Annotated in this window: 17 protein-coding genes; 5 read left to right on the top strand and 12 right to left on the bottom strand. The window is 71.3% G+C overall.

The annotated features are described in order from the left end of the window. Positions 1–144: 144 nt before the first annotated feature. From KY469_18100 to KY469_18085, 4 genes are all read right to left on the bottom strand, one after another. A complete protein-coding gene (locus KY469_18100) occupies positions 145–1,941 on the bottom strand; it encodes an alkaline phosphatase D family protein (GenBank protein MBW3665012.1) in 1,797 nt (598 codons plus the stop codon). Between the two features lie 88 nt (positions 1,942–2,029). Then, positions 2,030–5,548, bottom strand: coding sequence for a DUF4157 domain-containing protein (locus KY469_18095; protein ID MBW3665011.1), 3,519 nt, complete (start codon positions 5,546–5,548; stop codon positions 2,030–2,032). Between the two features lie 211 nt (positions 5,549–5,759). Next, positions 5,760–6,176 carry a GNAT family N-acetyltransferase gene (locus KY469_18090; GenBank protein MBW3665010.1) on the bottom strand — a complete coding sequence of 139 codons (417 nt, stop codon included), beginning with the start codon at positions 6,174–6,176 and terminating at the stop codon, positions 5,760–5,762. Positions 6,177–6,189: 13 nt separating this feature from the next. Then, a complete protein-coding gene (locus KY469_18085; protein ID MBW3665009.1) occupies positions 6,190–6,768 on the bottom strand; it encodes a methyltransferase domain-containing protein in 579 nt (192 codons plus the stop codon). 310 nt (positions 6,769–7,078) lie between these two features. On the opposite strand from KY469_18085, the gene KY469_18080 reads away from it, so the two are divergent. Continuing rightward, positions 7,079–7,345: a hypothetical protein gene (locus KY469_18080; GenBank protein MBW3665008.1), complete on the top strand. Its 267-nt coding sequence runs from the start codon at positions 7,079–7,081 to the stop codon at positions 7,343–7,345. Here the strand turns inward: KY469_18080 and KY469_18075 are convergent. Next, positions 7,314–10,274: an AAA family ATPase gene (locus KY469_18075; GenBank protein MBW3665007.1), complete on the bottom strand. Its 2,961-nt coding sequence runs from the start codon at positions 10,272–10,274 to the stop codon at positions 7,314–7,316. The two genes, KY469_18080 and KY469_18075, sit on opposite strands and share 32 nt — an antisense overlap. 163 nt (positions 10,275–10,437) lie before the next feature. Here KY469_18075 and KY469_18070 point away from each other — a divergent pair, with 163 nt between their 5' ends. After that, positions 10,438–10,923: a hypothetical protein gene (locus KY469_18070; protein MBW3665006.1), complete on the top strand. Its 486-nt coding sequence runs from the start codon at positions 10,438–10,440 to the stop codon at positions 10,921–10,923. 53 nt (positions 10,924–10,976) lie between these two features. Here the strand turns inward: KY469_18070 and KY469_18065 are convergent, their stop codons facing one another. Together KY469_18065 and KY469_18060 are read right to left on the bottom strand one after the other, a co-directional pair. Then, positions 10,977–11,345: an ACT domain-containing protein gene (locus tag KY469_18065; protein MBW3665005.1), complete on the bottom strand. Its 369-nt coding sequence runs from the start codon at positions 11,343–11,345 to the stop codon at positions 10,977–10,979. 32 nt (positions 11,346–11,377) lie between these two features. Continuing rightward, the gene (locus tag KY469_18060) at positions 11,378–12,121 is read right to left on the bottom strand and encodes a thermonuclease family protein (GenBank protein ID MBW3665004.1); all 744 of its coding nucleotides are present in this window, start codon (positions 12,119–12,121) and stop codon (positions 11,378–11,380) included. Between the two features lie 278 nt (positions 12,122–12,399). On the opposite strand from KY469_18060, the gene KY469_18055 reads away from it, so the two are divergent. After that, entirely contained in the window at positions 12,400–13,761 is a 1,362-nt protein-coding gene (locus KY469_18055) for a DUF3604 domain-containing protein (protein MBW3665003.1), read from the top strand. A gap of 5 nt (positions 13,762–13,766) precedes the next feature. Here the strand turns inward: KY469_18055 and KY469_18050 are convergent, their stop codons facing one another. After that, the gene (locus tag KY469_18050; protein MBW3665002.1) at positions 13,767–15,110 is read right to left on the bottom strand and encodes a hypothetical protein; all 1,344 of its coding nucleotides are present in this window, start codon (positions 15,108–15,110) and stop codon (positions 13,767–13,769) included. Between the two features lie 108 nt (positions 15,111–15,218). Between KY469_18050 and KY469_18045 the strand changes: the two genes are divergently transcribed. Next, positions 15,219–15,632 carry a hypothetical protein gene (locus KY469_18045; protein MBW3665001.1) on the top strand — a complete coding sequence of 138 codons (414 nt, stop codon included), beginning with the start codon at positions 15,219–15,221 and terminating at the stop codon, positions 15,630–15,632. Positions 15,633–15,704: 72 nt separating this feature from the next. Continuing rightward, positions 15,705–15,920, top strand: coding sequence for a hypothetical protein (locus KY469_18040; protein MBW3665000.1), 216 nt, complete (start codon positions 15,705–15,707; stop codon positions 15,918–15,920). A gap of 134 nt (positions 15,921–16,054) precedes the next feature. Here KY469_18040 and KY469_18035 read toward each other — a convergent pair whose 3' ends face one another. The 4 genes from KY469_18035 to KY469_18020 all read right to left on the bottom strand — a co-directional run. Further along, positions 16,055–16,585 (bottom strand): GNAT family N-acetyltransferase, encoded by a 531-nt coding sequence (locus KY469_18035; protein MBW3664999.1) that lies wholly within the window; start codon positions 16,583–16,585, stop codon positions 16,055–16,057. 163 nt (positions 16,586–16,748) lie between these two features. After that, on the bottom strand, positions 16,749–17,402 hold the full coding sequence (locus KY469_18030) for a DUF4287 domain-containing protein (GenBank protein MBW3664998.1): 654 nt from the start codon (positions 17,400–17,402) through the stop codon (positions 16,749–16,751). Between the two features lie 287 nt (positions 17,403–17,689). Then, positions 17,690–18,259: a GNAT family N-acetyltransferase gene (locus tag KY469_18025; GenBank protein ID MBW3664997.1), complete on the bottom strand. Its 570-nt coding sequence runs from the start codon at positions 18,257–18,259 to the stop codon at positions 17,690–17,692. A 14-nt stretch (positions 18,260–18,273) separates the two neighbouring features. Next, positions 18,274–18,507: aspartate aminotransferase family protein (locus tag KY469_18020; GenBank protein ID MBW3664996.1), on the bottom strand; the 234-nt coding region annotated here is incomplete at its 5' end.

The following is an 18,507-nucleotide window of genomic DNA, read 5'->3' as shown; positions in this document are numbered from 1 at the left end:
CTCCGCGGTGCCACGACCGTAGCGCCCCCTCTGCGGCGACCCCGTCCCGACCCGCGCCCCGCCGTCCACCCACCCCGCTCCGTGGAGACCTGGCCTCACCTATGAGCACAACTCCACACGCAGTGAGGGCCCGGACGGGCGGGGTCAGCGCTCGGGGGGGCGCCGGTCCCGGAGGCGGACGGCGCCGGCGGCGGCGATGCCCAGACCGAGCGCGGCGAGGCCCGCGCCGGTCGTGGGCAGCGGGGACGGGGCGGGAGGCGGCGGCGGGGAGCCGGGGTCGGGCCCGGTCGGCGCGGGGTCCGGGGTGGCGTCGGGGGCTGGCGGGGCGGTGGCGGTGTCGTCGAGCGGACCGGTAGCGGGGCTGAGGTGGTTGTCGCCCCGCAGCGCCTGCCACGCCCCGCCGAACTCCTGCGCGAGGCTGGGTTCCTGCACGGTCTCGAGCAGCCACCAGTCGGCGTGCGCACGCTCCGGCGTGACGTCGAGCACCACGTAGCCGCGGCGGCGGAAGTTGGTGTCGCGGACGTGCGGGTTGTCGGCGCGGGTACCGCCCTCGATCGCCAGCACGGAGTCCGGTGGCACGCCGTCGGGGACGGGGCCGCTCGAGGTCACCGACGAGGTGACGAACTCGACCCCGATCGCGCCCTCGCCGGTGACCGGATTGTAGCTCGTGGGGTCGAAGGGGCGGTCGGTGAGGTCGATGGCCCAGAACGAGTGGACGTCACCGGTGAGCACGACGATGTCCTCGACGCCGTTGTCGCGGATGTGCGTGAACAGTCGGTCGCGCTCGGCGGTGTAGCCGTCCCACTGGTCGGGGTTGGCGGCGTTACCGTCGTCGCGCAGCACCGGCACGGGAGCGTCCGGCGCGCCCGGCACGGACGGGAACGACAGGGCGTTCCACGGCGCCATGATGGTCTGCTGGGCGATGACCTTCCACGCCGCGTCGGTCTCCGAGAGGCGGGAGTAGAGGAAGTCGCGCTGCGCCTCCCCGATCATGATCCGGTCGGGATCGTCGATCTCATCGCTGAGGACGGTGACCCCGATGCTGCCGATGATCTCATCCCGCTCGAGGCGCGTGTCGAGCACCAGCACCTCGAGCAGATCTCCCCAGGTGAGGCTGCGCCAGAGCCGGTCGGGGCGCTCGACTCGGGTCGGCATCCACTCGTCGTAGACCCGCCGCGAGGTGTCCTTGCGGACCTCCCAGTCGCCCTCGGTCTCGGGGTCGTGGTTCTCGGCGCCGTCCCGGTAGGAGTTGTTGGTCGACTCGTGGTCGTCCCAGGTGGTGATCCAGGGGTAGAGCTGGTGCAGCCGCCGCAGGTCGGGGTCGAGCTTGTACTGCGCGTGGCGCGTCCGGTAGTCGGCGAGCGCGATCATCTCGCTCGGGGGCTCGTGACGGCGGGGCGCGGCGAGGTTCGCCTCGTCCTCGCCGTAGCCTCCCTCAGCGACGAGCTGGTACTCGTAGAGGTAGTCGCCGCAGTGGATGATGGCGTCGAGGTCGCCCCGCTCGGCGAGCAGCGCGTAGGCGTTGAAGAAGCCGTGCTGGTAGTTCGCGCATGACACGACACCGAAGCGGGCCCCATCGACCGCGCCGTCGGGCGCGGTGCGGGTCCGGCCTGTCAGCGAACGCTTCCCGAGCGCGGTGAAGCGGTAGTAGTACCAGCGCCCCGACGCGAGCCCGTCGGCATCGATCTTCACGGTGAAGTCGCGCGCAGCCGTGGCCGTCGCGATCCCGCTGCGGACGAGGTCCGTGAACGTGAGGTCGGTCGCTACCTCCCAGGTCACCTCGACCGGCGCGTCGCCGTCGACCGTGACGCGGGTCCACAGGATCACGCGGTCGGATGCCGGGTCGCCAGACGCTACGCCGTGGAGGAAGGGCGCGAGCGAGGCGTCAGCGCGGGCGGCGGGGCGCGGGGCGGCAAGCGCCGCAGCGGCGCCGGCAGACACGAGGCCAGCTCGGCGTAGGAAGGCACGCCGGTCGTAGGTCGCGATCGCCCGTCCCGTCGTAGCCGATCGAGGGGGACACTACCGCCGGTCAGTGTGCGTGGGAACCCGCGCGGCCCTCGTTGCGGGCGATGACGTACTGGGCCAGGACCTGTCGGTTGCGGTTGCTCCATCCGATCAGCGTCTCCCGCCACCACGTGGTGTCGTAGGGGTGCCCGAACACGGTCCGGATCTGCTCCAGCAGCGCCCGCTCGGCGCCCTGCGCAGCCTCGAGCCGCTTGCGCCGGTCGGCACGCTCGGAGAGGTGACCCGCGGGGAGCTGTCCGACCTCCGGCGGCTTGAGGGGGGACGCACCCCGGAAGCGGTCGAGCGTGTCGATCTGACGGCCGTAGTGGACCTCGGTGTCGGGGTTGTGCCGAGCGTGCTCCGCGGGCGTCTCGCCCTCGTGGCCCGGAGGTCGCTTGAGGTGAGGGGCGTGCTGCTGGGGCGTCTCCGTCTCGTGCCCGGGCGGCCGCGATGCGTGGGCCGCGTGTTGCTCAGGGGACTCCTGAGCGTGCTCGTCGGGCCGGCCCGCGTGCTGCGCATGCTCGTCGAGTGTCTCGTCGCGGTGACCCTCCGGCAGACCCTGGTGCGCGGCGTGGTCAGCGTGTGACTCGTCGGGGCGGCAGTAGGCGCTCAGTAGCTGCACGACCGACCGGACGCGTGCCATCAGTTGTTCGATGCGCCGGTACCACCTCTGCCGCTCGGTCCACGTCGTGCGTTCCTCGAGCTCGTAGTCGGCCTGCTCGCGCAGCCAGCGCTGGCCACGGTCGAGCTCGGCGATGATGACCTCACCCGTCGCGGTCCGACGCAGCGCCTCCAGTAGGCCGCGGAACGCCACCCGCGCGCCGGGTACCTGCTCCTCGAGAGTCACGATGTAGGTCTCGAGCTGGTCCCCGATGGCCGCGAGTTCGCGGCCCGGCAGCGCGATGTCGCCGTGACCGCGCTCGAGGACCTCCTGAGCGCTGCGTCGGGTCTCGAGGAAGCGGCGCCGGCGTTCCTGTTCCAGGGTGGACAGGCCAGTCCCGTACTGGTCGTCACTCGCCTCCTCGCCCTCTGGCGGGAGTTCGCCGAAGTCCTGTCCCTCCGGGCCGGTCGGGCTCTGGTAGCCGGCATCCACCCACGCGCGGCGCACCGCACGGACCACGAGCCGGTCCGCCGCGTTGGCCATCGCGAAGGCGGCGCCGAAGAACGGAGAGGTGGCGTGGTCTTTGGCGATCTGCGAGTGTGACGGGCCCGCGCGTGCCCACTCCGGGAGGGCTTCGATCTGGCGACGACGCTCGTCGGTCTCGGCGAACTCGCGGCCCGCCTTGGCGAGTTCCTGCTGGCGCTCTGCATCCAGCGATCCCAGCGCCTGCTGGAAGGCTGGGGAGCTCAGGAACCCGACGACCTTGGGGAGGGGTAGGGCCTTGAGCGTCTGCCGCAAGTCCGCCTTGCGGTCATCCGGGGCCAGCCGGTCGATGGCGTCGAGGAGGTTGTCCCTCAGCTCCGGAAGAGCCTTCTGGAACCGTTCGAGCTTCACCTGCAACGACGTCTCCGCGACGTTCGTCGTCTGAGTCTGGTCGCTGATCATCGAGAGCACGGTTCCGACGGCGCGGTTCCACGCTGCTTCGCCGGCGCGACGGACCTGCTCCTTGAACTTGCGCTCCGCCTCGGCGAGCTTGGGCAGGATCAGCGCACGCACGGCCGCGGGAAGGCCGCGGACCGCTTCCTTGAGGGCCTCCCAGGCACCGGCGACGACGCCCTCGCCCTTCTGGTAGTACACGAGCAGCTTGGCCCAGGTGACATCCGAGAAGGCGGTGTTGACCACCCTCGCGACGACGTCACGGAGGGGTTGGCGCCAGTCGCTGGCTACGGCCGTGGCGGCGCCGTGTACCTGTCGCGCGCCCCAGGCCGCCACGTCACCCAGGACCCCCTGCCCGAGCTGGCCACGGGCCTGTCCCTCCAGTCCCCCCGTGACACCGGTCACGCCTTGCAGGAGCGAGTCCACGCGACGTCCCAGGCTCGTGTTCGCGAGCACCTCCTCAACCGAGCCGACGAAGATCTCTCCGAGGGCGCCTGCGTCGGCCGACTCCTCGGCGCTGTCGAGCAGCTCGATGGCCAGATCCCACCAGGCGTCACCTGGCGTCCCGCCCTCCTTGAACGGGCTGTGGCTGGCCAGGACGTGCTCGAGCTCGTGCTTGAGCGAGATGAGGGTGTCGTGGCCGGGTTCACCGAGCGAGCCCGAGAACGTCCCCGTCATCAGGATGGGGCGGACCTCCTCGGCGCCGGTTCGGATCTCCGCGGCGTAGTTCTCGATGAGTGGCTGGTTGGCGGCCTGGCGTTCGCGCATGTTGTCGACCGCCGCCTGCTCCTGGTCGTTCGCCGGCGTGAACTCGTCGCTGAGGTTGAGCTGGATGTCTTCGTCCTGGATGAGCTTGCCGATCGCCGCCTCGACCCAGTTGGAGTGCGCGAACAGGTCCTGGATCGTGTGCGAGAGGTTGCCGAGGTTCCCCAGCGCCTGCCCGCGCTCCCCGCTGCGGATGTGCTCGATGGACTGCTGCGCCTGCTCCTCGATGTAGTCACGGGACTCGTAGATGTAGGCCGGTACGCCGGACGCGTCGACCTGGTAGAGGGCGGCCATCCGTTCCGGACTGAGATCGTCCTCCGGGGACTCGATGTCCCCGCGACCCGGCAGGTTCTCGCGGACCTCGGGTAGATCCCCGCCGAACTCCATCCCAGCCGGTCCACCTGCCGTGATCTGGCCCGCCGGGGCATCGATGTGCTCGCGCCGGCTGTAGGAGCCCATCTCCTTCGCGCTGACCGAGCGACCGAACTTCAGCTGCGACATGGCGTTGAGGATCGTCATCACGTTGCTGTGGCCGATCCTCTCGCTGGCGGGGACGAACGCCTGCGACACATCACGGCACCAGTTGGCGAAGTACGCCTCCTCCTGCTCCTGGTCGCTGAAGCCCGCCTCTTCCATCGCGTTCGTCAACGTCGCCTGGTGCCAGCGAGCCTCGAAGAAGTGCGGCCCCTGAGCCTGCGGCAGGTCCGGGATCGGACGTCCGCTGACGGCGGCGAGCATGGCGGCGTCAGCGGACTCCTCGGCCTGCTGCCGGCTGACCGTGACGCCGGCACGGGTCTGCTGGACCACGTGGGCGGCTTCGTGGGCCAGCAGGGCCCGACCCTCGGGCGAGGTCGGGGCGGGGGCGCCGGCGCCGAGGTGGATGTCGTAGCCGTCTGTCATCGCGAGGGCATCACCGGCCGCCGCAGCGGCGTCGGTCCCGGTGTGGATCCTCACCTCGGACGCGGAGGAGCCGAGGATCCGCCTCGCTGCGTCGGAGTCCCCGGGCAGCGAGAGGCCGCTGCTGGGAGCGCGCCTGCCTGCGACCTGCGCGGCGGCACGGTTGCCCGCCGTCCGCTGCATCGCCAGCAACGTGCGTCGATCCAGCGGCGCGCCCGCCGTGCGCGCAACGACGCTGGCACCCTCCGTGCCCTCCGTCGGACCCTCCGCGGTGGACTCTCGGCTGCTCGAGGGTCCGGAGGCACGGTCGGGCTGCTCCGTCTGCACGTGTTCGGAGCTCGCCATCGTCCCTCCCCAAACGTGGGAGAAGCCTGCCAGGCGGGACCCCTCCACGAGGCGTACCTGAGCGCAGGCTCCGCTTCCCTTTCGGGAAACCGAGCTCGCAGGTGAGGCTCGGGCTCCCCGGACACGGACCCGCGGCTCGGGACGCGACCGAACCGTCGAGGTAGCTGGTTCGTTGCCGTCCCGCACCGGATCACCTACACCGACCTGCGGATCAGGCCACAGCGCGACGGGTCAGCGTTTGCTCGAGGTGGTCGGCGGCGGCGGTCGCCCCGCCCGCCCCGGTCGCCTGGGGGTCCGTCTCCACCACGATGGCCTGCGACCGCACCGCCCCGACGTCCCGCAGCCGTCGCTCGGCATCGGCGAGCAGCCGCAGTCCGAGGCCCCGTCGTCGGTGCGGTGGCGCCACCACGAGCCGGTAGATGGATCCGCGCCAGCCGTCCCAACCGGCGATCACCGTGCCGACGATCCGCCCGTCGATCTCCGCGACGATCAGTGCGTCGGGGTCGCGGTGGATCAGTCGGATGAGGCTGGCGACATCGTCGGTGTGGGTCGGCTCTGCCGCGGACTCGGCCCACAGCGACAGGATCGTCTCGACGTCTTCCGGTCGTGCAGGACGCAGCTGCGGCATCGGACCGGACCGGTCAGCGTTCGAAGACCGTGAGGCTCTGACGCGGCAGGAAGTCGTGCTCCGCGACCACCTGGTAGCCAGCCTCGGTCAGGGTCCTCCGGATCGTCTCCGGCTCGGTGGCGTGCCCGAAGAGGAACCACCGCGGTTGCGCCTCGACGATCGCGATCCGCGCACCCGGTGCCAGGGCGTCGGCCAGCTGAGCGAAGTAGGGAGCGCGGTCCTCAGGAAGGTGGTGGAACGCGTTGACCGTCAGGATCCGGTCGACCGGTTCGGGCAGCTCGAGCTCACCATCGTGCGGTTGGATGGTCGCGATCTGGGGGTAGCCCTGGCGGTCCGATCGCGCGGCGATCCACGCGAGCATGTCCCGGTCGGGATCGACGGCGAACACCCGGCCATCCTGCCCGACGGCACGGGCCAGGCGGAACGTGAAGTAGCCGCCGCCTGCACCGAGGTCGACGACGCGCTGCCCCGGCTCGAGGTCGAGGATCGCGAGCACCTCGTCGGGGCGCTGCCACCGGTCCCGCATCGGCCCCGAGTACGCCGCGCGCTTCAGCGCCGCACGCAACCGGACCATGAGCGGCAGCTTGTTCACCGGACCATCCTCGTTCGGTCGACCGGATCCAGCCTAAGCGCCCCATCCGCGCTGGCACATCGCCCCGACCCCGATCGCCACGTCGTTCCACGGGCGAGCCCTCCGTTCCAGCCGGAGGAGCGCCCCGGTGGCGACAACCGGCCATCCGCGCCAACGGTGGCGGGGACCGGCGTGCAGCGCCAGGAGTAGACGCCGGCCGCGACTCGCGACGCGAGTCGCCACGCGAAAGGGAGACGGATGGGTGGGAGCGGGAACGGTAGGAGCGAGACCTCGCCGGTAGTGCACACCCATCGAAGCGCCCGAAGGGACCGTGCTCGAGGTGCGGACGATCCACGTGGGAGGCGAATCGTTCAACGTCGAGGCGATCAGCCTCGAGTGGCAGTTGGCCCCCACCGGTCAGGTCGATGAGATCCCGCTCGACAGCCGGAAGAACGGCAGGTGGGAGGTGCCCTTCTTCGTGACCGACACCGACCACTTCGGGTCGCCGCACGAGGTCAGCATCTGCACGCTCAAGTCCAACGAGTCCGTCGCCGTGCTCCACCTCGTCATCTCGGGCTTCGTGCACCCGGTGTCGTAGGCGCCTGCTCGGGTCGTCTCCGCGCGTCCTCGACCACCATTCGGAGGCGGGCCAGTTCCTGCTCGAGGACCTCGGCGGGGCGCAGTTCGCTCGCCACGGCGACCACCGCCTCGAGCTGACCATCGCTCACCGCTGCGCGGATGCGGGGCGCGTAGTGGCGGTACAGGACGCGCGAAGCGGGCGAACGCCAGCGTCCCTCGGCCACGGTGGTGAGGTGCAGCGCGTGGACGGCATCGCCGCCGGCGTGGTGGGTGGCGACGGCGCACGCCATCAGCAGGTCACGGTCCAGCAGGCTCACCGGACTCGTGGCGATGATCTCCCCGGCGCGCACCAGCGCCGCAGCGGCGGCGGCGTGGCGGCCGCGCGCGGCCGCCACGAGTCCCTCCGTCAGCGGCCACCGGTAGCTCCACAGCGCCACATGCTCGGCCTCCGCTGCTTCGGGGATAGCGACCGTCTCGACGCGGTCGTCGTCATCGACCACGTGCAGCAGCACGCGCAGCTCTCCCGCGGCGAACACGTCACCCGCGCGGGCGTGCGCCTCGAGTCGCTCGACTGCCTCAACGAGGTGGCCCTTCATGACCAGATGCAGCGTCTGTTGCCCGCGGAGCAGCAACCGCGCGTGGTGTGCCTCGGGCGACAGATCCCGCAGCGCCGTCTCCGCCAACTCGGGGACCCGGTCGAGGTCGAAGGCGAGGCAAGCCTGGGTCGTGAGCGCGGCTGCCACGGCGGACATCTGCGGGTCACTCGTGGACGCCATCGCCGCCTCGCCGAAGCGCAGCTCCTCGGCCCAGCTGCCGAAGTACGGCGCCTGGAGCGCCGAGGCGACGAGGTACAAGGCGCGCTCCTCGGGGTTCGCCAGCGCGTCGGCGACGTCGGCGCGCCGCAGGTAGCGCCGGTCGGGGTCGAGGAAGCCGCGCTGATCGAGCACGGTGGCCATCCGCGCGGCGAGCCTGCCGCAGCCGACGAGGTCGCCGCAACGGTCGAGCCACGCGAGGGCCTCGAGCTGGTTGGCGAGGTCCGGGTCGTCACCCTCCACCATGGGCTGGAGCCGGATGCGACACATCGTCCGCTCGCCCCCGCCCGCAGGCAGGTCTGCCAGCCGCGGTGGGACCGCTACCGCGCGTCCCAGGTAGTGCTCGGCGTGCCGCTGCCGCAGCGACGCGAGGTCGCCGCGGTCGCGGACGCGCTCGAGGCCGTAGAGGCGCACGGTCTCGGACAGGCGGTAACGGGCGTGCTCGCGACCCACGGTCGCTTCCACGAGGGACTTGGCCACCAGCGAGGCGAGCACGTCGACAGCGGCATGGTCGCTGACCTGCGCGACAGCCGCGAGCGCCGCGACGTCGAAACCGCCCACGAAGACGGAGGCGGCACGGAACAGCCGCTGTTCGTCGGCGTCGAGCAGGTCGTAGCTCCAGTCGATGGTGGCGGCGATGGTCTGTTGCCGTGGGAGTGCGCGACGACCACCAGTCAGCAGCCAGAAGCGCTCGTCGAGCCGGTCGGCGATCTCCGCCACCGACAGGTGCCCGGTCCGGACCGCGGCGAGTTCGATGGCGAGGGGGATGCCATCGAGCCGACGGCAGATGAGCTCCATGACGGCGTCGTCCGCGGGGTCGTCGGTCGCGAGCGAAGCCACCGAAGTGGCGCGTTCACGGAACAGCGCGACGCTGTCAGCCACCTCGAGCGAAGGCAGCCGGTAGACCCGCTCGCCCTCGATCCCCAGGGGCTCCCGGCTCGTCGTCAGCAGCGTGAGCTCGGGACAGTCCCGCAGGAGACGCTCCACCAGCTCGCACACGGACGCGAGGACGTGCTCGCAGTTGTCGAGGACGACGAGCCCGGGGCGCGCCCTCAGGACACGCACCAGCCCGGCGACCGCGTCGGTGCGGCCGGCGGCCGGGAGCCGCAGCGCCGAGAAGACCGCATCGGCGACGTCATCGCTGGCGGTGACCGTCGCCAGCTCGACGAACAGCACCGAGGTCCCGGTGTCGCGGTCGACATGGGCGATCTCGAGCGCCAGTCGGGTCTTACCCACCCCGCCGGTGCCGGTGACGGTGACGAGGCCCGCTCGACCGATGAGGTCCCGGACGGCCCGCAGTTCGCGGTCGCGCCCCACGAGGGGACTCGTCGTCGGAGGTAGCTCGTTCCAGACACCCGCAGCGGCGGCGCCGAACACCTCCGCGTCGCTGTGACCCAGCAGGCGGTCGTGCAGCCGTGCGAGATCCGCGGAAGGGTCCAGGCCAGTCTCGTCGGCCAAGCGCCGCCGGAAGCTTCGGAACACCTCGAGCGCGTCCGCGGTCCTGCCGGCACGGTCGAGCGCCAGCATCAGCAGCCCGTGAGGGCGCTCGCGCAGCGGGTGCTCGCGGACGTGACGTTCGAGCGCCCCCAGCGTCTCGAGGTGGGCGCCCGTATCGAGGAGGCACTGGAAGCGTTCCTCGATCGCGTGCAGTCGCAGCTCTTCGAGTCGAACCGCCTCCGGAAGGGCCCAGTGCTCGTCGGCGACCTCCATCAGCGCCGGTCCGCGCCACCGCATCAGGGCGCGGTCCAGGAAGCGCAGCGCCTCCGCCGGATCGCGCGGCCGCGCGTCGTGACCCCGGGCCAGGTCCTCCTCGAAGCGCGTCGCGTCGAGATCGTGTCCGTCGAGCTCGAGCCGGTAGTGGTCGCCCGCCCCGACCAGGAAGTGCGCCTGGCCGCCGACGTGATCGGGGTCGAGGACGGTCCGCAGGCGGGTCACGTACGTGCGCAGAGTCGCGACCGGATCGCGCGGGAGTTCGGCGCCCGACCACACGATGTCGACCAGCCGGTCGATCGAGACCGGCTCGCCGCGCCAGACCAGCAGCGCCAGCAGCAAGCGGCGCTGGCGGGCCGCGGACGGGTCACGTCTGGTGCCGTCGCCGCCGACGACCTCCAGGGGTCCCAGGATCCCGATCCGCATGCCACTCCCCCGCGCCACCGAAGAGCCAACCACCGCGCGTCCGTAGAGCCAAGCGTGCGCGGTTTCGTCCCGGTTTCGCCGCTGCGGAACCGCTGCGAAGCGACCGTCCCGACGATGCGAACGAGCATCCGCTCGAGACGACGCCGACGTGGAAGGAGCGATCGTGGACAGCTTCCGATGGGCAACTCTGGTGGTGGCGCTGGGGGTCGTGGCCGTGGCGGTGGTCGCCGCCGTGACGCCAACTCCCGAGACGGTGACGGTCCCGCACCTCACGGTCGAGTGCGACGTGGACATCTGCTTCGCGGAGGCGTCCTACCGCCTCCCGGTCCCCCGCGACGGACACCCCGTGGTCTGGCGCTGGGAGACCGCACCCGCGGCTGGGTTCGACGGCAACGCCGCCGATGTCGTCGAGCGGCGGACCATCGCCGGAGCCGCCCAGACGCCGAGCGGACCCACCACCTACCACTACACCGTGCGGGAACTGATCTGGCACAGCGACATCCGCTGCGACGATGTCGTGACCGTCACGCTCTGGGCCGCAGGCTCCGAGCCGGTGTCGGCGACCACGATGAAGCCGCTGCCCGACACCGAGCCGCCCTACTGCTCCGATCATGGGATGGACGACGAGCGTGTGGACCTCGCCGGCTAACCACCCCGACGGCGTCTCCCCCGGCCCGCTCGGGGCGGGGGGATGCGCCTAGGTCAGATGGCGGCCTGGATGGCCTCGACGTCGCCGCCACCGAGCACGACGCGGGTGTTGGTGGCGAGGTAGATGAGGTCGACGTTGACCCCCTCGTCGGCGATACGCCGTGTGAGCTCGCCGAGCGCCCCGGGGCGGTCCTCGACGTCGACGACCACGACCTCTCGCTCGTCGCGCGTCTCGAACCCCGCCCCCTCCGCCGCGCTGCGGGCCGCATCGACATCGTCCACGAGGACGTGGAAGATCCCCTCCCCCTCGCAGGGGATGCCGCACACCCCGAGCATGTTGATGCCGGCGTTGCCGAGCGCCTCGCTCGCGTCGGCGAGCGTGCCGGGGCGGTTCTGCAGGACGATGGTCAGGTCGTGTGGCATCGGTGCTCCTGGGGTCGGGTTACCGAGCCACTCTAGAGGTGTTGACGGGGCGCCGCGCGCCCACCCGGAGGAGATGCCGCAACCGGCTCGTGAGGGCCGCCGCATGCGCCCCAGAGACCGACGCGCGACGCGCGAGCCTGTTCCTCGGCGAAGCGCAGCCGCGCGGCGAGGTCGGCGTCCTCGTCGGCGAAGCGCGCATCGAACCCGGCGTCCCCGCCGCCGACCAGCTCGACGCTGATCGACGTGCCGTCGTCGCGGAGTAGCTCACCAAGCGTCCGCCCGTACGTGTCGGTGAAGGGTGGGCCGGGCCGGCGCACCGTGACGGCGGTGCCGGGCGGGGCGAGTTCGTGCAGGCCGGCCGTCGACTCGTTGGCCCAGCACTCACCCACCTCGGGCGCGTCCACCTGCGCCAGGCGCACGGTGATCGCGCCATCGGGTCCCAGGAGGTCCACCGTGTCGCCGTCGGTTATCGCCACGACCACGTAAGGCGCCGCCGGTGACTCCGAGACGACCGGCTGCGTCGGCGACTCGGTCGGGGCGGTCGCGGGCGCGGAAGGGACGTCGAGGTCGCCGTCCTGTGCAACTGACCCCGCGAGCACCGCCCCGACCCCCGCGAGCACCGGGACGGTGACCATCCAGGCCAGGGTGCGGGGCGAAGCGCCCCGCAGCCGCGACCACACCGAACGCCGCGGCTCGTCCGCCGTGACATCGTCCCCCGCTGCCAGTTCCTGCCCCCGTCCGTGGTCAGTCGCGACGGTACCCTCGGCGGGTGGCACGTGACCGTCACCTCCTCGGACGGCGAGCTGCTCGCGCACGCTGCGGTGGTATCGCGGCTGCTGGAGGTCGGAGGGCGCAGCCTCCGTGGGGGCTACGTCGAAGCGGTCGCGACCGCCCCGTCGGCACAGCGTCAACGTCTCGGGTCGCGCGCCTTTCGACGGATCACCTCGTTCAGGCTGGCCATTGGTAGCTGCACCGAGAGGCGGCGAGCTGGAGCAGGAGTCCGGGAGTTCGCTGCGGAAGTCTCTCGCATCGCGACGCGACGCGGAGGACCGGCATGGCGGCCAGGATCGGGCGGCGGGATCTGCTGAAGGCCGCAGGGGCGGCGGGGGCGCTGCTGTTGGCGGGCTCCGCACGCTCGCTCGGGGCGCAGAGCCCCATGGCGCAGTTCGGCACGTCACGGGTGTCGCGGCTGTTCCCTGACGACGGGACCTTCCTCGTCCACACCGACCTGCACAACCACTCCCTGCTGTCCGACGGCTCCGGCGACCCCTCGGGGTTCTACCCACAGATGCGCGACGCGGGCCTCGACGTCGCCGCCCTCACCGACCACGCGATCCAGGGCAAGGACAACGGCGAGACCCTGTGCCACTCCGGTCAGTGCTCCTACGCGTTCGGCATCCACGACGAGAAGTGGCAGGAGATCGGCGCCTACGCCGACGCCGCCGACGAGCCCGGAGCCTTCACCGCGATCCGTGGCTTCGAGTGGACCACCGGCCACCTCGGCCACATCAACGTCTGGCTCACCCAGAACTGGACCGACCCGAAGGAGACCGAGTCGCTGATGAGCCCGCGCGGGCTGACCGGCTACCTCTCCGACTACGCCCCGGCGCAGCTGCCGATCCGCGACATCCACGAGGCGACCTACGGCATCCCCGAACCGCTGGCGTCGATCGACGGCTTCTACGAGTGGCTGCGGACACCGGTCGACGAGGGCGGCGGCATGGACGGGCTCGCCGGGTTCAACCACCCGAGGTCGTACGACTTCGACCGGTTCGCGCTGTTCCCGGAGGCGATCGACCGGCTCGTGTCGTGCGAGATCTTCACCATGACCACCGACTTCCTCTTCGTGGGTCGCGACGAGGACCGCCCCTCCCCCATCAACGCCTGCCTCAACGCCGGCTGGCGTGTCGGGCTGATCGGCGTGAGCGACGAGCACGGCGAGAACTGGGGCCTGGCGGGCAAGGGTCGGGGCGGGATGTACGTCACGGAGTTGTCCCGCGACGGTGTCCACGAGGCGCTGCGTAGCCGCCGGGTGTTCGCCACCAAGCACGCCGGTCTGCGGATCGACGCCAGCGCCAACGGGGCGCGCATGGGGTCACCGATCGCAGCCGGTCCGGTCACGTTCGCGGTCGACATCGACCGCGGCCCCGACTGGTTCGGCAAGCCCTTGAGCGTCCAGGTCCTGCGTCCCGGGACGGACGAGCCCACGCTGCTGCACGCCCAGGACATCGTCGTGCCGGCCGATACCGAGCCGGTCGTCGAGCTGTCCGCCCCGCCGCTGAGCATCGATGACGGCGACTGGGTGTTCCTGCGCATCAGCGACCCCGAGACGCCGATCGAGTCCCGCGCCCCAGAGGCGTGGCAGGGCCTCGGCGCCGCCGTCGCCTACACCAGTCCCTGGTTCCTCACGGCCTGACCGGGTCAGTCGCAGCCAGGTGGGTCCTCGGGGCTCGGCCGGTAGACGATCGTGTGGTCCCCGGCGGTCGCGGTGAGGGTCGCCGGATCGGTCTCGATGAGCACCTCGACGACCAGCTCCTCGGAGTCGTGCATCCGCTCGCGCCACTCCGGCGGTATCTGCGTCACGTCGCTGCGCCACATCACGTCGTTGAGTGGCCCCAGCCACTCCGGCCCGCAGTGGAGCCAGAAGCGGTAGAGCGCGGGGTACCCGGTCTCGATGATCTCCCCCGGTCCCACGGTCGTCGGCTGTGGCTCCGCGGCCGCGGGGTCCGGCCCGATCTCGTCGGGAGCCGGGGCGCTGCCCCGCTCGGTGAGGTCCACCTCGATGAGGGTGCGCTCCTCGAACGCGCCACCGGGCGGATCTTCGGGGCCGAGCTGGATCGCGAACGGTCCTGAGGGCAGCACCGACCGCTCGACCGCGACGACGTAGGCGCGAGGGTTGGCGTCGTCGGTACAGGCGGGCTCGGCGCCGAGCTCAACGATCTCGGCGTGCACGAGCGCACGATCGTGGTCGATGACGACATCGTCGAGGCGGATGCGCGGACAGCTGCCGCTGTAGACCGCCCCGAACCAGATCACCACCTCGCCGTCGAAGGCCACCTCCGGTGGCTCACCGCTGAGCCCGATCTCCGACCACAGGCGCGCGTACGCATCCTGGTCGGCCGCGATCCAGGTCCGGTAGGGCTCGCCGACCGGCTCGTCCGCGAGCAGACGCCACCCCTCCCCCGCCTGCGGCTGCGGTCCCTCCTCCGGCACGCTCGCTGGGTCGCTGCCGGAGACGCAGACGCGCTCGCCCGCGAAGCGATCGGCGACCGCAGCGATGTTCGCGTCCGTCAGCGCCCCGACCCCGACCTCGACCACGCCGCGCGTGATGTCCACCCCGCTCGTGTACGACTCGAGGTCGACCCCCTCGTGCACCCGCTGCTGGAGGACCTCGAGCTCCGCCATGGTCCAGTCGACGGCGACGACCACCGCTCCGACGTCAGGAAAGCGCTCAGCCAGCTCCGCTTGTCGAGCCTCGGCGTCCTCGCTGAAGGCGAGCACGACCCAACCCAGGTGGTTGCGATCGATCCACAGCTCCTCGAAGCCGGGCCGGCTCTGTGCCCAGGCCGATAGCTCCTCCACCGGCTGCTCGTTGCCGACGTAGACCGGCTCGTCGCGCAGGTGCTCCGACGGCAACTCGATCGGCTCCAGGTCCTCGCAGCGAGGGACCTCGCCGGACCCTTCGACGACCGATGGCGCTGGTTCCCCACCCCCACCGCAGGCGACGGCGGTGAGTGCGACGACGATCACGAGGCTCCAGCGCATCCGTGTCCCTCCACAGGGTCGGACGTCGCGCGCCAGCCTAAGGTTGCGGGCGGCGTGGACGGCTGAGGCGTGCCACCTCGCGCGCCGGATCCGAGAGGAGGTCCGCCGATGGAACTGTCCGACGGTGCACGCACGCTCGCGGCGATCCTGGTACTCAGCCTGGTCACGGTCGAGACCGGGGGCCTGTACCTCGTGCGGCTCGTGCGGGGCGCTGCACCCGCGACCCCGTTCCAGCTGAGGTTCGCCCGAGCGGGGCACGCGCACGCGGGGGTGTTGCTGATCCTGTCGCTGGTCGCGCTGCTCTACGCCGAGACGGTGGGGCTCGAGACCGACGCACTTGGACTGCTCGCGCGCTCCGGCGTTCCCATCGCCGCGATCCTCATGCCGGCCGGGTTCTTCTTCTCCAGCCTCGGCAAGGACGTGGACGAGCCCAACCGCGCCATCGTGCTGGTCTACGCCGGCGGGCTCATCCTCGCGGCAGGTCTGATCGCGCTCGGCGTGGGTCTGCTCACGGCGAGCTGAGCCGTTCTCCCGAGATGGCCACCGCGCTCGTTCGGGAGACGTACGATGATGGATCTGGCACGAGGAGCCATCATGGGTGCGGTCGTCTACTGGCTGATAGTGGGCGCAGGCGCGGTGATCACGGGTTGGCTCGTCGTCATCGTGGTCCGCGAGGCGCGGAGCCAGCATGGCCACGCCCCGGGCGTCGAGACGCCGTGGTTCATCCCCGGCAACGGCGGCCACGGCGCCACCGGTGGACAGGTCCCACCGTTCGTTCCGCCGCTCGAGAAGCGCGATCGGATCCGCTGAGGCCGAGGACTGCGGAGCCTCACCGTCCAGCGCATCGATGCTGCTACATCGCACGTTCCTGGGTTGCGATACCAGCGCGGATGGGGCGCAGCCGCCTGACGCGTTACGCCGACTTCGGCGCACGAGGTCGCTCGCTACGACTCGGGCAGCGCCTCGTCGCGGAGCAGGGCGTACATGACCTGATCGTGCCAACCTCCCGCCCGGAAGACAGCCTGCCGTTGCACCCCTTCGCGCTGGAAGCCGATCCGCTCCAGTGCGTGCTGCTCGGCGATGTTCTCTATGTCGGTGGTCGCCTGGAGACGGTTGGCCAGGGTGCTGTCGAACAGGTACTCGACGAGCGCGCGCTGCGCCTCGGTCGCGTACCCCTGGCCGCGGTGTTCGGGGAAGATCGCGACGCCGATCTCGAGGCAGCCATCCGCCGGTCCGTTCTGCGGCACCTGCATCCAGCTGACGATCCCGACCAAGGTGACGTCATCGAGGGCCACCGCGAGCATCGTCGAGTCGGGCCGGATGAACCCGTCCTCCTCCCAACGCGCTCGGCGCCGCCCTGGTGGCTGGTAGCCGAACCAGCCGAAGGGTCGCAGCGCATCGGGGTCCACCGCGAGGCGGTCGAGCTGCTCGAGGTCGGTCTCCCGAAGAGGTCGGAGGCTCAGGCGGTCGCTCACACCCACATCATGCCGTACGCCGCTGGTGGAGGCGGGTGCTCCACGCCCCCCGGGTTCGCGCGTCGCGATAGGAGACCAGCCGGTGCCGCACTCGGCGATGTCGGTGTAGGTGATCCGGTGCGATACGGCACCGGATCACGTACCTCGATGGCTCGACGCCCGTTCAGCCCCCGTCGAGAGCAGCCAACCAGTCGCCCCAGAACTCCTTCCAGAGCGTGACCTCGTCCGCGGTCGGCAGCTTCTCGTGGGCGACATGGACCGTCGCGCGGTCATCGTCCCGGGGCACGATGGCGATCTGCACGATCCCGTCGCCGAGCCCGAGCCGGACGTTCTTGGAGGTCGGACGCGATCGCAGCTCGACGTCGATGCCCGGGAAGAGCAGCTCACGGCCGTCCGCGTCGAGGAGGAGCTCGCGCAGCGAGTCCACCTCGACCGTGATGGTCGCGGAGCGGTTGGCGGTGAACGTCCCGTCTACCATCTGGTGCCGCAGGCGTCGGCCGGTGATGCGCTCCCAGCCGAGGGTCACGGCCTGGGCCCACCAGCCGTCGACGTCGTGTTCGGCCTGCAGCCAAGCCGCCACCGCACCGTGGCCCTCGTCGTGCCCGGGCCACGCATCGATGAGCTCGCGCCACTCGTCCCACCCGCGCCCCGTCCGGTCGCGGATGACCTCGTCGGTCTGCTCGGGTTCCGCGACCCATCCCGCCGAGCTGCGGCGGGTCGCCTGCTCGATGAGGACGCGCCGGGCGGCGCCGTACTTCTCTCCGGTCTTGGCCATGCGCGCGCGGATGCGGCGCTTGAAGGACTCGTTGCGGGTCATGTCTGCTGCCTCACGTGTCAGGCGTCCACGTCCGACGACCCGCGCTCGCCGACGTGCACGCAGGACACGACAGCGACCAACCCGTGTCGAGCACTCGAGGTCCCCTTCGCCTCCCAGGCTCGGTCGCGCGGGAACCGAGGTGGAGGTCCGGCGTGACACACCGCCGCCGCAAGCGTAGCTCGACGACCTCCCGCCGTCACAGGAGCGCGTGGGGCGGGGCGAGCAGGTGCGGATCGATCCGACGGATCCGACTGGCAACCGGGGACGGATGCACACGGTCGGGGTGCTCAGCCGGCGGCGCGGTCGGCGTCCCACTGCTGCCTCGTGATGGCGTACTCCACGTCGCCGTGCTCGTCCCCGGGGATCGGTTCGGGCCATCCGCCGTGGGAGAGGCGCACGAAGCGCATCCCGGCCTTCTCCATGACGCGACGCGACCCGAGGTTGATCGCCATCGTCGTGGCGTAGATGCGGCGCGCCCCGAACTCCTCGAACGCCTGGTCGATCAGCGCCCGCGAGCCCTCCGTCGCGAGGCCGCGGCCCCAGACCTCCCGGCGCAGGCGATAGCCCAGCTCGGGCTCGTCATCGGGGTCGTCGGCGCCGGGGCGGAGGTGGAACCAACCCAGGAACGCCCCGGTCTCCCCGTCGATAGCCGCCCAGAAGCCCCACGCCTCACCGCGCTCGTACCACCGCAGCCACGCGGGGAGGTGCTCGTCGCGGAGCACCTCTCGGGGCGTGGGTCGGCCTCCGTTGATGTAGCGCATCACCTCGGGGTCGGAGTCGAGGGCTTCGAGTTCGTCGAGGTCGTCGGAGGTCAGCCGACGAAGGGTCAGCCGCTCGGTACGCAGGTGGACCTCCACGACGCCCTCTCCGGTCAGGCGACGGCTGCGAGGACCGCGGCGACGGAGCGGTCCACGTCGGCCTCGGTGGTGGAGAAGTTCGAGACCGACACACGCAGCAGCCGTCTGCCCCGCCACGTGGTTCCGCCGAGCCAGCACGTCCCTTGGTCCTGGATGGTGGCGATCGCACGGTCGGTCTCGGTCTCGTCGCCGATCTCCACCAGGACCTGGTTGAGCACGACCTCGTTGACGACCGTGAGGCCGCCTGC

It is taken from the genome of Actinomycetota bacterium, assembly GCA_019347575.1.
Lineage (GTDB): Bacteria > Actinomycetota > Nitriliruptoria > Nitriliruptorales > Nitriliruptoraceae > JAHWKY01.
Note: the sequence above shows the minus strand (reverse complement) of the source record. Positions and strands in the feature narration are given on the sequence as shown.

Excerpts from the sequence above, each read along its gene's own strand:
- KY469_18075 (MBW3665007.1), bottom strand. The coding sequence starts at position 10,274 with ATGCGGATCGGGATCCTGGGACCCCTGGAGGTCGTCGGCGGCGACGGC.
- KY469_18065 (MBW3665005.1), bottom strand. The coding sequence starts at position 11,345 with ATGCCACACGACCTGACCATCGTCCTGCAGAACCGCCCCGGCACGCTC.
- KY469_18055 (MBW3665003.1), top strand. The coding sequence starts at position 12,400 with ATGGCGGCCAGGATCGGGCGGCGGGATCTGCTGAAGGCCGCAGGGGCG.
- KY469_18045 (MBW3665001.1), top strand. The coding sequence starts at position 15,219 with ATGGAACTGTCCGACGGTGCACGCACGCTCGCGGCGATCCTGGTACTC.
- KY469_18040 (MBW3665000.1), top strand. The coding sequence starts at position 15,705 with ATGGGTGCGGTCGTCTACTGGCTGATAGTGGGCGCAGGCGCGGTGATC.
- KY469_18090 (MBW3665010.1), bottom strand. The coding sequence starts at position 6,176 with ATGCCGCAGCTGCGTCCTGCACGACCGGAAGACGTCGAGACGATCCTG.
- KY469_18030 (MBW3664998.1), bottom strand. The coding sequence starts at position 17,402 with ATGACCCGCAACGAGTCCTTCAAGCGCCGCATCCGCGCGCGCATGGCC.
- KY469_18095 (MBW3665011.1), bottom strand. The coding sequence starts at position 5,548 with ATGGCGAGCTCCGAACACGTGCAGACGGAGCAGCCCGACCGTGCCTCC.
- KY469_18050 (MBW3665002.1), bottom strand. The coding sequence starts at position 15,110 with ATGCGCTGGAGCCTCGTGATCGTCGTCGCACTCACCGCCGTCGCCTGC.